At 70.0% G+C, this 14,277-nt stretch carries 15 protein-coding genes; 11 read left to right on the top strand and 4 right to left on the bottom strand.

Annotation, left to right across the window (positions count from 1 at the left end):
- Nucleotides 1-48: 48 nt before the first annotated feature.
- From AC2D9U_RS05135 to AC2D9U_RS05115, 5 genes are read left to right on the top strand one after another with little or no spacing between them, the layout of a single operon-like run.
- Nucleotides 49-1,251, top strand: a complete 1,203-nt coding sequence (locus tag AC2D9U_RS05135; RefSeq protein WP_484747041.1) for a pyridoxal phosphate-dependent aminotransferase — start codon at nt 49-51, stop codon at nt 1,249-1,251.
- The gene (locus AC2D9U_RS05130; RefSeq protein WP_484747039.1) at nt 1,248-1,679 is read left to right on the top strand and encodes a GNAT family N-acetyltransferase; all 432 of its coding nucleotides are present in this window, start codon (nt 1,248-1,250) and stop codon (nt 1,677-1,679) included. The genes AC2D9U_RS05135 and AC2D9U_RS05130 overlap by 4 nt, the downstream gene beginning before the upstream one ends.
- A gap of 53 nt (nt 1,680-1,732) precedes the next feature.
- Nucleotides 1,733-2,935, top strand: coding sequence for a pyridoxal phosphate-dependent aminotransferase (locus AC2D9U_RS05125; protein WP_484747038.1), 1,203 nt, complete (start codon nt 1,733-1,735; stop codon nt 2,933-2,935).
- A gap of 7 nt (nt 2,936-2,942) precedes the next feature.
- Nucleotides 2,943-3,929 (top strand): GNAT family N-acetyltransferase, encoded by a 987-nt coding sequence (locus AC2D9U_RS05120; protein ID WP_484747037.1) that lies wholly within the window; start codon nt 2,943-2,945, stop codon nt 3,927-3,929.
- Nucleotides 3,929-4,435 (top strand): DinB family protein, encoded by a 507-nt coding sequence (locus AC2D9U_RS05115; protein ID WP_484747035.1) that lies wholly within the window; start codon nt 3,929-3,931, stop codon nt 4,433-4,435. Before AC2D9U_RS05120 ends, AC2D9U_RS05115 begins: the two co-directional genes overlap by 1 nt.
- Here AC2D9U_RS05115 and AC2D9U_RS05110 read toward each other — a convergent pair.
- Nucleotides 4,416-5,306, bottom strand: coding sequence for an alpha/beta fold hydrolase (locus tag AC2D9U_RS05110; protein ID WP_484747033.1), 891 nt, complete (start codon nt 5,304-5,306; stop codon nt 4,416-4,418). The genes AC2D9U_RS05115 and AC2D9U_RS05110 overlap by 20 nt on opposite strands.
- Before the next feature lie 103 nt (nt 5,307-5,409).
- Here AC2D9U_RS05110 and AC2D9U_RS05105 point away from each other — a divergent pair, with 103 nt between their 5' ends.
- A complete protein-coding gene (locus AC2D9U_RS05105; RefSeq protein WP_484747031.1) occupies nt 5,410-6,327 on the top strand; it encodes an NAD(P)-dependent oxidoreductase in 918 nt (305 codons plus the stop codon).
- A gap of 3 nt (nt 6,328-6,330) precedes the next feature.
- On the top strand, nt 6,331-7,119 hold the full coding sequence (locus AC2D9U_RS05100; protein WP_484747030.1) for an N-acyl homoserine lactonase family protein: 789 nt from the start codon (nt 6,331-6,333) through the stop codon (nt 7,117-7,119).
- Here the strand turns inward: AC2D9U_RS05100 and AC2D9U_RS05095 are convergent.
- The 3 genes from AC2D9U_RS05095 to AC2D9U_RS05085 are packed head-to-tail and all read right to left on the bottom strand — an operon-like array spanning nt 7,109 to nt 9,765.
- Nucleotides 7,109-7,438 (bottom strand): hypothetical protein, encoded by a 330-nt coding sequence (locus AC2D9U_RS05095; RefSeq protein ID WP_484747029.1) that lies wholly within the window; start codon nt 7,436-7,438, stop codon nt 7,109-7,111. The two genes, AC2D9U_RS05100 and AC2D9U_RS05095, sit on opposite strands and share 11 nt — an antisense overlap.
- 6 nt (nt 7,439-7,444) lie before the next feature.
- The gene (locus AC2D9U_RS05090; protein ID WP_484747028.1) at nt 7,445-8,218 is read right to left on the bottom strand and encodes a short-chain dehydrogenase/reductase; all 774 of its coding nucleotides are present in this window, start codon (nt 8,216-8,218) and stop codon (nt 7,445-7,447) included.
- A gap of 5 nt (nt 8,219-8,223) precedes the next feature.
- Nucleotides 8,224-9,765 (bottom strand): acetolactate synthase large subunit, encoded by a 1,542-nt coding sequence (locus AC2D9U_RS05085; protein ID WP_484747027.1) that lies wholly within the window; start codon nt 9,763-9,765, stop codon nt 8,224-8,226.
- Between the two features lie 222 nt (nt 9,766-9,987).
- Between AC2D9U_RS05085 and AC2D9U_RS05080 the strand changes: the two genes are divergently transcribed.
- The 4 genes from AC2D9U_RS05080 to mobA are packed head-to-tail and all read left to right on the top strand — an operon-like array spanning nt 9,988 to nt 14,270.
- Nucleotides 9,988-12,243, top strand: coding sequence for a fused MFS/spermidine synthase (locus AC2D9U_RS05080; protein WP_484747026.1), 2,256 nt, complete (start codon nt 9,988-9,990; stop codon nt 12,241-12,243).
- Between the two features lie 59 nt (nt 12,244-12,302).
- A complete protein-coding gene (locus AC2D9U_RS05075) occupies nt 12,303-12,761 on the top strand; it encodes a hypothetical protein (RefSeq protein WP_484747024.1) in 459 nt (152 codons plus the stop codon).
- A complete protein-coding gene (gene fdhD, locus AC2D9U_RS05070) occupies nt 12,758-13,648 on the top strand; it encodes a formate dehydrogenase accessory sulfurtransferase FdhD (RefSeq protein WP_484747023.1) in 891 nt (296 codons plus the stop codon). Before AC2D9U_RS05075 ends, fdhD begins: the two co-directional genes overlap by 4 nt.
- Nucleotides 13,638-14,270 carry a molybdenum cofactor guanylyltransferase MobA gene (mobA, locus tag AC2D9U_RS05065; RefSeq protein ID WP_484747021.1) on the top strand — a complete coding sequence of 211 codons (633 nt, stop codon included), beginning with the start codon at nt 13,638-13,640 and terminating at the stop codon, nt 14,268-14,270. Before fdhD ends, mobA begins: the two co-directional genes overlap by 11 nt.
- The last annotated feature ends 7 nt before the right edge of the window (nt 14,271-14,277 follow it).

The raw sequence follows: 14,277 nt of genomic DNA, 5'->3' as shown, positions 1-14,277 counted from the left end.
ATCCCGGCCGCGCCCGCCACGGGGCGGGCAGGGACCCCGGAAGCCGTCATGAACCTCATTGCCGAGCGCCTCGAGCGCATCTCCCCCTCGCAGACCATGGCGATCACCGCCAAGGCGCGCGCCCTCAAGGCCGCGGGTCGCGACATCATCAGCCTCAGCGTCGGCGAGCCGGATTTCGACACCCCCCGGCACATCAAGGACGCCGCCATCAAGGCGATCGAGGCGGGCGACACCAAATACACCGACAACCTGGGCACCATGGCGCTGCGCCAGGCGGTGAGCCGCAAGTTCAAGCGCGATTCCGGCCTCGACTACGCGCCCGACGAGATCATCGTCTGCACCGGCGGCAAGCAGGTGATCTTCAACGCGCTGATGGCGACCATCCAGGCGGGGGACGAGGCGATCATCCCGGCCCCCTGCTGGGTCAGCTACCCCGACATCGTGGCCCTGGCCGAGGGCACGCCCGTGATCGTGCCGGCCGGCCAGAACCAGGGCTTCAAGATCACCGGCGAGCAGCTTGAGGCCGCGATCACGCCCAGGACGAAGTGGGTGATCCTGAACAACCCCTCCAATCCCACCGGCGCGGCCTACAACGCGGCGGAGCTGAAGCAGCTCACCGACGTGCTGATGCGCCACCCGGATGTCTGGATCTTCACCGACGACATCTACGACAAGCTGACCTATGACGGCTTCAAGGCCGCCACGGTCGTCGAGGTCGAGCCCGGGCTGCGCGAGCGCACCATCACCATGAATGGTTGCTCCAAGGCCTATGCGATGACCGGCTGGCGCATCGGCTTCGCCGGCGCGCCGAAGCAGCTCATCAAGGCGATGGACAAGCTGCAGGGCCAGAGCACCTCGGGCACCAGCAGCATCAGCCAGGCTGCCGCGTTGGCCGCGCTCGATGGGCCGGAGGATTTCATCCTCGAGATGCGCGCCGCCTACAAGCGCCGCCGCGACCTGGTGGTGGAGATGATGAACGCCGCGCCGGGCATTCGCTGCCACAAGCCCGAGGGCGCCTTCTACGTCTTCCCCTCGGTCTTCGGCTGCCTCGGCAAGACCAGTGCAAGCGGGCACAAGATCACCAATGACGAGGATTTCGTCGTGGCCCTGCTGGAGGAGACCGGCGTGGCGGCGGTGCATGGTTCCGCCTTCATGTTCCCGGGCCATTTTCGCATCAGCTACGCCACCGATGACGCGACGCTGACCGAGGCCTGCAAGCGCATCCAGAAGTTCTGCGCCGGGTTGCGGTGAGCTTCACGCTTCGCCCGGCGACGGAGCAGGATTTCGAGCCGCTGCTCGACCTCTCCATCCGGGTGATGCGGGCGCATCTGGAGCGGGTGGGCCGCTTCGATCCCGCCCGCCGGCGCGGGCGCATGCAAGCCGCCTTCGCGGGCGGCGGGATGTGGGTGATCGAGCAGGACGGCGCCTGCCTGGGTTGCATCGGGCTGGAACCAGGCGCCGAAGCGGTGGAGCTGCACAGCCTCTACCTCGAACCCGCGCGGCAGGGGCGGGGGCTGGGGGCGGCCGTCTTCGCCGCGGCGCGGGCGCGCCATCCGGGCCGCGCCTTCCGCATCGAGGTGCTGAAGGAAAGCCCCGCGCGGCGCTTCTGGGAACGCCAGGGCTTTGTGCTCGTCGGGGAACAACCCTTTGACTGGCTGATGGCGCGCCCGGCGGATTGAGCCGCCGGCCGCGCGGGTCTATTTTCGCCGCGCAACCGGAGACACCCGTCACAATGCCCGCCCTCGCCAGTCGCCTGAAGGAACTGCCCCTTGCCGCCTCCGCGGTGATGACCGCGAAGGCGCGCGAACTCGCCGCGCAGGGCATCAAGGTGATCTCGCTGGCGATCGGCGAGCCGGATTTCGATTCGCCCCGCCACGCGATCGACGCCGCCTACAACGCGGCCCTCGCCGGCGACACCAAGTATCCGCCGCAGGACGGCACGAAGGCGCTCAAGCTCGCGGTGCAGCGCAAGTTCAAGCGGGACAACAACCTCGACTACGCGCTGGACGAGATCATGGTCTCGAATGGCGGCAAGCAGGTGATCATGAACGCGCTGTTCGGCACCTGCGATCCGGGCGATGAGGTGCTGATCCCCGCGCCCTACTGGATCAGCTATGCCGAGATGGCGAAGCTCGCCACCGGCAAGCCGGTGCTGGTGAACTGCCCGCAGAACAACGGCTTCAAGCTGCGCCCCGAGGATCTCGAGGCCGCGATCACGCCCAAGACCAAGTGGCTGATCCTGAACTTCCCGAACAACCCCACCGGCGCGGCTTGCTCGCGCGCCGAGATGAAGGCGCTGGCCGAGGTGCTGCTGCGCCACCCGCATGTCTGGGTCATGACCGACGACATGTATGAGCACCTGACCTATGACGGCTTCGAATTCTGCACCATCGCGGAGGTCGAGCCCCGGCTGAAGGACCGCGTGCTGACGGTCAATGGCGTGTCCAAGACCTATGCCATGACCGGCTGGCGCGTGGGCTTCTGCGGCGGGCCGAAGAACCTGATCGCGGCGATGGTGAACATGCAGAGCCAGATCAGCAGCGGCATCAGCACGGTCGGCCAGGCCGCCGCCGTGGCCGCGCTGGAGGGGCCGCAGGACTTCGTGAAGGAGCGCGCGGCGATCTACAAGCAGCGCCGCGACATGGTGGTGGAGGCGCTGAACGCCGCGCCCGGGATCTCCTGCCACAAGCCCGAAGGCGCCTTCTACGTCTTCCCCAACGTCGCGGGCTGCCTCGGCAAGACCAGCAAGGGCGGGCGGAAGATCACCACCGACACCGAATTCGCCCTCGCGCTGCTCGAGGAGAATCACGTGGCCGTGGTGCAGGGCGCTGCCTATGGCATGAGCCCCTATATCCGCATCTCCTACGCCACGGACACGGAAAGCCTGCGCATCGCCTGCGCGCGCATCCAGGAATTCTGCCACGGTTTGACGTAGGCCCGCGATGCTGCGGCCCGGCCGTGATGACGACAGCGAGGGTTTCATCGCGCTGATCGGCGCCTGCTGGGCCGAGTATCCGAATTGCGTGCTCGACGTGGATGGCGAGGTGCCGGAGCTGCGGGCGCTCGCCACCTATTTCGGCGAGGCCGGCGGCGCGCTCTGGGTGGCGGAGCAGGAGGGGCGCGTCATCGGCATGGCCGGCGCGCGGCCCCTGCACCAGGATTCCGCCTGGGAGATCTGCAAGGTCTATGTCGCCGCGGAGGCGCGCGGCACGGGCCTCGCGCATCGGCTGCTGGAGGCCGCCGAGGTGCGGGCGCGCGCCGCCGGCGCCGCGCGACTCGTGCTCTGGACCGATACGCGCTTCGAGGCCGCGCACCGCTTCTACGAGAAGCGCGGCTTCCTGCGGCAGGGCTCCATCCGCATCCTCGACGACCTCTCGAAGAGCCTGGAGTTCCGCTACACCAAGCCGTTGACGGGCCTGGTGGTGGAGGCGCTGGACGCGGCCGCGGCCGCCAGCGCGGAACGGCGCCTGGGTGAATTGCTGGTGGCCTGCGTGGCCGCGGGCGGCAGCGTCACCTACCTGCCGCCGCTCGCCCCGGCCACGGCGCGCGCCTTCTGGAAGCGCGTCTCCTCCGACGTCGCGCTTGGCCATTGCGTGCTGCTCGCCGCCTGGCTCGAGGGTGAGCTGGTGGGCACGGTGCAATTGCTGCTCGATGCGCAGGAGAACCAGCCGCACCGCGCCGAACTCTCCAAGCTGCTGGTCGATCCGGCGGCGATGCGGCGCGGCGTGGGCCGCGCCCTGATGCAGCGCGCGGAACAGGCGGCGCGCGGCATCGGCCGGCGCGTGCTCACCCTCGACACAAGGCGCGGCACGCCGGCAGAGGCGCTCTATCGCGCGCTGGGTTGGCAGGAGCTTGGCACGATTCCCGGCCTCGAACTCGGCCCCGACCGGCAGCCGAGCGACGTGGTGTTCTTCTGGAAGGCGTTATGATGATTACGACCGGCTGGGTGCGGCTGATGGCCGCCTACAATGCCGAGATGAACCGCCGGATCTACGCCGCCGCCGATGCGCTGACCGAAGATCAGCGGCGGGCGGATCGCGGCGCCTTCTTCGGCAGCATCCACGCCACGCTCTCCCATCTGCTCTGGGGCGATTCCGTCTGGATGGGCCGCTTCGCCGGCTGGGAGGCGCCGAAGGGCGGCATCCCCGACAGCACGAGCCTGCATGACGACTGGACGAAGCTGAAGCAGGATCGCGCGGCCTTCGACGCGCGGATCGAAGGCTGGGCCGCAAGCCTCGATCCCGCCTGGCTCGAGGGCTCGCTCGGCTGGTACAGCGGTGCGCTGCAACGCGACGTCACGCGCCCGCGCACCGTGCTGGTCACGCATTTCTTCAACCACCAGACGCATCACCGCGGCCAGGTGCATGCGCTGCTGACCAGCTTCGGTGCCAGGACCGGCGACACGGACCTGCCCTTCATCCTGCCTTTCGACTGAGGAAGCCTTCCAGCGCGGCGAGAACTTCCGTGGGCGCTTCCTCCGCCAGGTAGTGCCCCGAGGGCACCGGCCCGCCGCTGATCGGCCCGGTCGCATAGCCGCGCCACACCTCGAGCGGCGCATACCACTGCCCGATCTTGCCCTTGGCCCCCCAGAGCACGAGCAGCGGGCAGGCGAGGCGCTGGCCGGCGGCGCGGCTTGCACGGTCATGTACAAGGTCGGTCGTGGCGGCGGCGCGGTAATCCTCGCAGATCGCCTCGACCGTGCCGGGCACGCGCAGCGCGGCGAGGTAGTCGGCGCGCGCCTCGGGGTGGAAGAAGCTGCGGTCCTTGGGCTCGCGCGCCGTGTGCAGGTCGAACCAATCCTCCACGTCGCGCAGGATCATGCGCTCGGGGATCGGGTGACGCTGGGCGAGGAAGAACCAGTGATAGTAGCCGAGCGCGAAATCCATGTCGGCGTGCTCGAAATGGTGCAGCGTCGGCACGATGTCCATGACGCAGAGTCGCTCGACGGCATCGGGGAAGTCGAGGGCGAGGCGATGCGCCACCCGCGCCCCGCGGTCATGCGCCACCACCTGGAAGCGGGCATGGCCCAGCCCCGCCATCAGCGCCTGCAGGTCAGCCGCCATGGCGCGCTTCGCATAGGCCGCATGGTCGGCCGAGAGCGGCGGCTTGCTGGTCATGCCATAGCCGGTGATGTCCGGGCAGATCACCGTGAAGTCGCGCGCGAGCACCGGCGCCACCTTGTGCCACATCGCATGGGTCTGCGGATTGCCATGAAGCAGCAGCAGGGGCGGGCCGGATCCTGCCCGACGGAGCCGGAACGAAATGCCCCGCCCGGTGCGGCTCTCAAGCGAGAAATCCTCGAACATGCGCTGATCCTTCTGATTCTGGGCAAAGTTTAACCCGGATTGGCAACGGCGTTGACCCGGCGAGACAGGCGGGCCAGCCTTGTCCTGGAAACAGGAGTCCAGGATGAGCGGCAATATCGGGCGCATCGGCTTCATCGGCATCGGACTGATGGGATGGCCCATGGCGGCACGCCTGATCGAGGCCGGATTCGCGGTGGCGGTGCATGATGCGCGGCCCGGCCGTGCGACGGAATTCGTCGCCCAGCATGGCGGTACCGCGGCACCGACCGCCGCCGCCGCCGCCGCGGGGGCCGAGGCGGTGATCACGATGCTGCCCACCAGCCGCAACGTGGCGGAGGTGATCGGCGCCATCCGCCCCGTGCTCGCCCCCGGGGCGATCGTGGTGGAGATGAGCTCGGGCGAGCCTTCCGTCACCCGCGCGCTGGCCGCCGATGTGGCGGCGCAGGGCGCGGTGATGGTGGATGCGCCCGTCTCGGGCGGCGTGGCGCGGGCGGAGACCGGCACGCTCGCCATCATGACGGGCGGCGACCTCGTGCCGCTCGAGCGGGTGGAACCGCTACTGCGCGTGATGGGCGGCTCCATCACCCGTTGCGGGGAGATCGGCGCGGGGCAGGCGATGAAGGCGCTGAACAACCTGGTCAGCGCGGCGGGTTTCCTCGCGAGTGTCGAGGCGCTGCTGATCGGCGCGCGATTCGGGCTGGACCCGCAGACCATGGTGAATGTGCTCAACGCCTCCACCGGGATGAACAACTCGACACAGCGCAAGCTGAGCCAGTTCGTGCTGTCGCGGAAGTTCAATTCGGGCTTCGGACTCGACCTGATGGTGAAGGACCTCTCCATCGCGCTGCAATTGGGGCGCGAGACGGCCACGCCCGTGCCCTTCGCCGCCCAATGCCGGGAGATGTGGGCCGCGGCCGCCGCGATGCTCGGCCCGGGGCAGGACCATACCGCGGCGGCGCGCTTCTCCGAGATGCTGGCGGCGGGCGAGTTGTCTTCACCACAGGTGCCGCGGAAGGGCTGAGCCATGTGGCAGGTGTTGGCGCTGCGCTATGCGCATCACGACCGCGCGGCGCAGGCCAATTTCCTGATGCCCGTGCCGGACGCGCATGAGGCGATGCCGATGGACTACTTCGTCTGGCTGCTGCGCGGGCCGGACGGGCGGGAGATCCTGGTCGATACCGGCTTCGATGCGCCCACCGCCGCGCGGCGCGGCCGCACGATCCTGCGGGATGTGGCGGCGTGCCTGCGCGCCGTGGGCAGCGAGCCGGACGCGATCGGCGACGTGATCATCACGCATCTGCACTACGACCACGCCGGCAATCTCGGCCTGTTCCCGCGCGCGCGCTTCCATATCCAGGACCGCGAGATGGCCTTCGCCACGGGCCGGCACATGTGCAGCACCTGCCTGCGCCACCCCTTCGAGGTCGAGGATGTCGTGCGCCTGGTGCGCGCCGTCTATGCGGATCGCGTCTGCTTCCACGATGGCGAGGGGGAGTTGGCGCCTGGGGTCACGCTGCATCGCGTCGGCGGGCATTCGGACGGGCTGCAGATGGTGCGCGTGACGACGGCGCGCGGTCCGCTGGTGATCGCGGGCGATGCCAGCCACTACTACGCCAACATGGCGCGGGAGAACCCGTTTCCCATCGTCTTCGACCTCGGCGCGATGGTGCAGGGCTGGCGGCGCGCGCGGGCGCTGGCGGGCGGGGAGGAGAGCCTGGTCATCCCGGGGCATGATCCGCTGGTGCGGGCGCGCTTCCCGATGGCGGGCGGGGATCCCGAGGTGCTGCGCCTGGACCTCCCGCCTATTCCCTGAGGAAGGACCAGACGGCGAAGCCGAGCCCGATCACGGCGAAGCCCATCGAGAGCGCCGGCCAGGTCGGCCGCGGCCCCCGATGGCTGATGTACATGTTCGCGAGGAAGGAGCCGCCCAGCGCGAAGACGCCTTCCGCCCAGCGCGATTCGGAGGCTTCCCGCACGATCACCGCCCCCCAGACCACCAGCGCGACCAGGGAGAGGCCGCGCCAGAGCAGGTCGATGGCCGGGTGTTCCGGCCGCATCTCGGGGGCGGCGCTGCGCGTGTGGATATAGGCCGCCACCGAGAGCAGCAGCGCGGCGACCAGGGCGGCGGACATGGGCGCTCAGCCGCGATACATGCCGCCGCCATCGACATCGACGACCGTGCCATTCACATAGCCGCCGCGCGCGCTGGAGAGGAACACGGCGAGGTCCGCGATCTCCTGCGCCTCGATCGGGCGGCCGAAGGGCAGGCCGGTGAGGGTTTCGGCCCAGCGTTCCTCATCGCCGAATTTCAGCTTCGCCGTCGCACGTGCCTGCGTCTCCATGCGCGCGGTGCGCGTCGCGGCGGGGTTGATGCCGAGCACGCGCACGCCCATCGCCTGCGTCGCCCCGCCCAGCGCCGAGGTGAAGGCGATCAGCGCCGCATTGCCCACGCCGCCGCAGATATAGCCCATGCGCGGCGCGCGCCCGGCCATGCCGATGATGTTGAGGATCACGCCCGCGCGCCGGCTCTCCATGCTCGGCAGATAGAGCTGGCACATGTGGATGTAGCCCATGACCTTGAGGTCCCAGGCCTGCTGCCAGCGCGCCATCGGGATGTCCTGCAGCCGCCCGCCGGGGATGGCGCCGGCATTGTTCACCAGGATGTCGATGTCGGGGGCGGCGGCGTGCACGGCCTCCCGACCCTCATGCGTGCCGAGATCGGCGGGCAGCGTTTCCACCCGCACCTGGCTCGCGCCGCGCAGCGTGTCGGAAGCCGCCTTGAGGGCAGCAGCGTCGCGCCCGACCAGGATCAGGTCGCAGCCCTCGGCGGCATAGGCCTGCGCGCAGGCGAGGCCGATGCCCTTGGAGCCGCCCGTGATCAGCACGCGCTTGCCGGTGAGACCCATATCCATCGAACTCAGACCTCCATCTCGATCAGGAAGGGACCGTCGCGGGACACGCTCTGCGTCAGCAGGTCGCCCACCCCTTCCAGCGTTGTCGTCTTCGCGGCTTCCACGCCCATGCCGTTCGCCAGCTTCACCCAATCAAGGTCGGGATTGCCGAGGTCCATCATGTCCATCGCCGTGCGGCCGGGATTCGCCCCCACGCCCTGATACTCGCCCAGCAGGATCGCGTATTTGCGGTTGGAGATGACGATGGTCGTCACCGGCAGCTTCTCCCGCGCCTGGGTCCAGAGGCCCTGGAGCGTGTACATGCCTGAGCCATCCGCCTGCAGGTTGATCACGCGCCGCCCGGCCGCGCCGATCGCCGCACCGGTGGCGAGCGGAATGCCGCAGCCGATCGCGCCCCCGGTGATCTGCAGCCAGTCATGCGCGGGGGCCATGTGCGTGCCCTTGAAGAAGCCGCGGCCGAAGCTGACGCTCTCATCGGCGATGACGCTGCCCTCGGGCATCAGCGCGGCGAGCGTCTGCGCCAGGCCCTCGGGCGTGGGCAGGCCGAGCGCCGGGCTCGGGCGCGGGCCGGGGTCGGGCATGGCGATCCCGGGCGCGCCCAATTCGTCGGCGAGGGCGGTCAGCGCGCCCACCGCATCGGCCTCGTAGCGCGTCAGCAGCAGGATGTCCGCATCCGGCCGATGGTGGCGGGAGGGCTTGCCTGGATAGGCGAAGAATCCGACCGGCGCCTTGGCGTTCACCAGGATGATGGTGCGGAAGCGCGCGAGGGTGGCGATGGCGAGGTCCGCCGGATAGGGCACGCGTTCCAGCGGCGGGCGGCCGCGGCCGCGCTCGATGCGGGCATTCGACATCTCGCCCATCACGGTCGCGCCCGTGGCGGCGCCGATGCGCCAGGCCATCGCCTGCGCCTCGGCGGTCAGGGCCTTGCCGCCGAGCAGGATCAGCACGTCCTGGCGCGTGCGCAGCGCCTGGGCGGCGTTGCGGATGGCGAGCGGATCGGCTGCGGGCGCGGCGGGGACGGGCAGGGCCGGGGCGGGGCCGCCGGGCGCTTCGTCCCAGCAGGTGTCGGAGGGCAGGATGAGGGTGGCGATCTGCCCCGGCGAGGTGCGCGCCGCCTGCACCGCCACGGCGGCGTCGCGGCCCACATCCTCGGCCTTCATCACCGTGCGGGTGAAGGCCGAGACGCCGCGGGCGAAGCCCTCGGTATCGGCGGTGAGCTGGGCGTCGAAGGGGCGGTGATAGGTCGCCTGGTCGCCCACGCAATTGACGATGCCGCTGCGCGCGCGCCGGGCGTTGTGCAGGTTGGAGAGCCCGTTCGCCAGGCCCGGGCCGCAATGCAGCAGGGTGGCGGCGGGCTTGCCCGTCATGCGCCAATAGCCATCCGCCATGCCGGTGACGACGTTCTCCTGCAGGCCGAGCACGCAGCGCATGCCGGGGATGCGGTCGAGGGCCGCGACGAAATGCATCTCGCTGGTGCCGGGATTGGCGAAGCAGACCTCGACCCCCGAGGCCAGCAGCGTGTGCACCAGACTTTCGGCTCCGTTCACTACGGCTCTCCCTTGCAGCGAGTGCGCAAGGTGCGCGGGGGGCGCGCGGGCCGCAAGGGTGGGGGGCCTCGGCGCCGCGCGGGTGGGGGGCTTTACGCGCCGTAACCTTGCCGCAATTCTTCGCGAAAGATTGTTCTCATGGGGTGCAAAACCCATGCACGCGTGACCGCGAGATCCCGGGGGGCGATCGGCGGCGCCGGCAGGACGGTTGGGGGATCTGTGATGCCGCGTCTTGCGGTCGCCTTCTTCTTCTCGGGCTTCGCGGCCCTGCTTTGCCAGATCGTGTGGCAGCGGATGCTGGGCATCTTCGCGGGGTCGGACACGGTCTCGGCCGCGCTGGTGGTCGGCGCCTTCCTGGCGGGGCTCGGGCTTGGCTCGATCATCGGCGCCAAGATCGCGGACCGGCTCTCACCGTATCGGGCCATGATCGGCTTCGCCCTGGCCGAGGCCGGGGTGGCGGGCTTCGCGCTGGTCAGCAAGTTCTTCCTCTATGATTTCCTGGCCACCGACCTCGCCGGGGTGGTGGACAACCCGGTCGCCATCTTCGCGCTGTGCTTCCTGGGCCTTGTGCTGCCGACGACGCTGATGGGCGCCTCCCTGCCGCTGCTGGCGCGCGCCGTGACCACGAGCCTCGAGACGGTGGCCGAGCGCATCGGCACGCTCTACGGCCTCAATACGCTGGGGGCGGGGCTGGGCGCGCTGCTGGGGGGCTGGCTGCTGGTCGGCAATCTCGGCTTCGTCGGCGCGCTGATGCTGGCCGCGGGGCTGGATGTGATGGCGGCGCTGCTGGCGCTGTCCCTGCTGCCCACACTCTCGCGCGCCAAGCCGGCGCCGGTCTCGGCCAGCGCGCCGGTGACGGAATCCTTCGGCAGCCTGCGGCTGTGGTGCGTGCTGGTGTTCCTCTCCGGCTACGTCATCGTGGCGATGGAGATCGTCTGGGTGCGGCTGCTTGGGCAGGTGGGGCAGTTCCACGCCTATCTCTTCCCCACCGTGCTGGGCATCTTCCTGCTCGCGGATGGGCTCGGCATGGCGTTGGCCGCGCGCATGGTGCGCCGCATGGCCGATCCGCGCCCGGCCTTCTTCATCACCCAGGCGGCGGGCTTCGTGCTCTGCGCGGTGCTGATCGCCGGCCTCTACTGGCTGCTGCCGCATTGGCCGATCGCCCCGCAGGTCTCGGCCGATGTGCAGCGGCTGCGCGGCGAGGGGCTGCTGACCACGGTGCTGCTGACGCTGATCGTCGTTGGCCCGCCGAGCTTCCTGATCGGCATGACCTTCGCCTTCGTGCAGCGCGCCGTGCAGCAGGATCTGGCCTCGGTGGGCGCGCGCGTGGGCTGGGTGCAGCTGGCGAACATCCTGGGCAATGCGGCCGGGTCCATCATCACCGGCCTCGTGACCTTCCACTTCCTCGGCACGGCCGGCACGCTGCAATTGCTGGCGGTGCTCTCGGTGGCGCTGATGCTGGTCTGGGTGCTGCGCGAGGGGCGCGGCCGCAAGCCGGAGATCGCCCTGGCCGTGGCCTGCGGCCTCTCCCTGCTGATCCTGCCCAGCAACGCGGCCCTGTGGTCGCGCCTGCATGCCGAGCAGCCGGGCCAGGCGACGGATTGGGCCGAGGATCGCTCCGGCGTGGCCTTCTTCCGCGACGACAACCGCCCCGGCGAGGGGCCGCACGGGCCCTTCTTCATCCAGGGCTTCGCGCAGGGGCGCATCCCCTTCCTGCCGATCCACCAGTTCCTCGGTGCGGTCGGCCCGCTGCTGCATCCCGAGCCCCGGCAGATCCTTGCCATCGGCATCGGCTCGGGCGGCACGCCCTGGGCGGCTGGCGTCTCGCCCCGCACCGAGGTGATCCGCGCCATCGAACTCGTCGGCCCGGTGATCACCGCGCATGAGAGCATCGCCGCGCGCTACCCGGACAGCCCGATCGCCGAGCTGTTCCGCAACCCGCGCTGGCGCCTGGAATATGGCGATGGCCGCCGCGCCCTGGCCAAGGGCAGCGAGCGCTACGACGTGATCCAGGCGGATGCCGTGCTGCCGGAAGGCTCGCATTCCGGACTGCTGTATTCGGAGGAGTTCCTCCAGCAGGTGCGCCGGCGCCTGGCCCCTGGCGGCCTCTACGTGCAGTGGGGCCCCTCCCGGCGCAGTGTGGAGACCTTCGTCTCGGTCTTCCCGCATGTGGTGCTGCTGATGCCGGGCTCGGTGCTGATCGGCTCGGAGACGCCGATCCCCTTCGACCCCGCGACGCTGGCCGAGCGCTTCGCGGACCCGGCTGTGCAGGCGCATCTTGCGCGCGGCAATCGCGAGTTCAGCACCTATGCCGAACTCTTCGCCCAGCCTGCCCTGATCTGGTCGCCGGGCATGCCGCGCGCCGAGGCGACGCTGACCGACGTCTTCCCGCGCGACGAATTCTACCTCAACAACGGTGTCACCGGCACGCAGCGCCTGCGCCGGCCGCAGGATGTGCTGATGGGCGCGGCGCGGTGAGGGTTCTGGCCGCCGCCGGGCTGCGATAGGCTCGCCGGCGCAACCGGCGGAGTCGCACGATGAAGAAGGTGATCCTGCTCGGCTTCCTGGTGGGCGCACTCTCGGTCTTCGTCTTCCACCAGGGCCTTGTCTATGTGCTGCACCACCAGTTTCCGCTGGTCCAGTCGCTGACCGGGGCGCCCGATGCCTTCCGCCCGGCAGGGTCGGGCTTCAGCATCCGCCCGGTGCCGCCCTTCGGCGTGCCGCAGGTGGTCTCCATGGCCTTCTGGGGCGGGTTGTGGGGCATCCTGCTGGCCGCGCTGATCCGCTGGGCGCGGATGCCCGACCTGCTCACCGGCTTCATGGTCGGCGTGCTGGCGACGGTGGTGGGCTTCACGCTGGTGGCCTCGCTGCGCGGCACGCCGCTCTGGGCGGGGGGCAACACCGTGACCTGGGCCCGCGTGATCCTCATCAATGGCGCCTGGGGCTGGGGGGCGGCCTTCCTGATGCGCCCCTTCCAGGTGAGCCGCGAAAAATGAGCCTGCTGCGCGTCCAGCCCGACCCGGCCGATCCACGCCTGACGCGCCGCGTGGTCGGGATCGACCAGACCGGCAAGCCGGTGGAGACCGCCGTCACCGTCGAGCGGCCCCTGACCCTCTATCTCAACGGGCAGGAGATCGTGACGATGATGACGATCCTCGACCGGCCCGAGGATCTCGCCCTCGGCTACCTGCTCAACCAGGGCATGCTCAAGCGCGATGACCGCGTGACGGGCATCGACTACGACGACGACCTGCAGGTGGTGGTGGTGCGCACCGAGGCGCGCACGGATTTCGAGGCCAAGCTGAAGAAGAAGACGCTGACCTCCGGCTGCGCCCAGGGCACGGCCTTCGGCGACCTGATGGAGGATTTCGCCGAGGTGAAGCTGCCCCGGGATGCCGTGCTGCGCACCTCCTGGCTCTATCGCCTGCTGCACAACATCAACACGCTGCCCACCCTGTATCTGGAGGCCGGCGCGATCCATGGCTGCGCGCTGTGTCTGCGCGACGAGCCCATCGTCTACATGGAGGATGTCGGCCGCCACAATGCGGTGGACAAGATCGCCGGCTGGATGTTCCGCCACCAGGAAGCGCCGGGCGACAAGATCTTCTACACCACCGGGCGCCTGACCTCGGAGATGGTGATCAAGACCGTGCGCATGGGCATCCCCATCCTGGTCAGCCGCTCGGGCTTCACCGCCTGGGGGGTGGAGCTGGCGCGGGAGGCGAACCTCACCCTGATCGGCCGCTGCAAGGGCAAGCGTTTCGTCGCGCTGGCGGGGGAGAGCCGCATCGTGTTCGACGCCGACCTCGCCTATGTGCCCGAGGAATCCGCCAAGCATTGGCGCAAGAACAGCGCCGAGGCGATGGGAAGCGATGCGGAGTGATACCCTGGCCGTCGTTCTCGCGGGCGGGCTCGCACGCCGCATGGGCGGCGGCGACAAGCCGCTGCGCGACCTCGGTGGGCGGCCCTTGCTCGCGCATGTGCTGGCGCGGCTGAGCCCCCAGGTGCCGGCCGTCATCCTCAACGCGAATGGCGACCCGGCCCGGTTTGCCGCCTGGGGCCTGCCGGTCGTGGCCGATGGCCTGCCCGACTATCCGGGGCCCCTGGCCGGCATCCTGGCCGCGCTGGATTGGGCGGCGGAGGCGCGCCCTGACCTGCCCTGGGTGGCCTCCGTCCCCGGCGATTCGCCCTTCATCCCGGCCGATCTCGTCGCCCGGCTGCATGAGGCGCGCGGCACCGCCGCCGTGCCGCTGGCCTGTGCGCGCTCGGGCGGGCAGGCGCACCCACCCATCGGGCTCTGGCCCGTGGCGCTGCGGGCCGATCTGCGCGCTGCGCTGCTGGCCGGCGAGCGCAAGATCGATCGCTGGACGGCACGCCACGGCGTGGCCCATGCCGATTGGCCCACCGAGCCCTATGACCCCTTCTTCAACGCCAATGCGCCCGAGGAGTTGGCCGAGGCGGAAGGGCTCTTGCCTCTCACGCGGCCTGCCGCGATAACACGCTGACAAGCAA

This window comes from Roseomonas sp. TF40 (assembly GCF_057219975.1).
The sequence above is the reverse complement of the archived record's forward strand: the minus strand, read 5'-3'. Positions and strand labels throughout refer to the sequence as shown.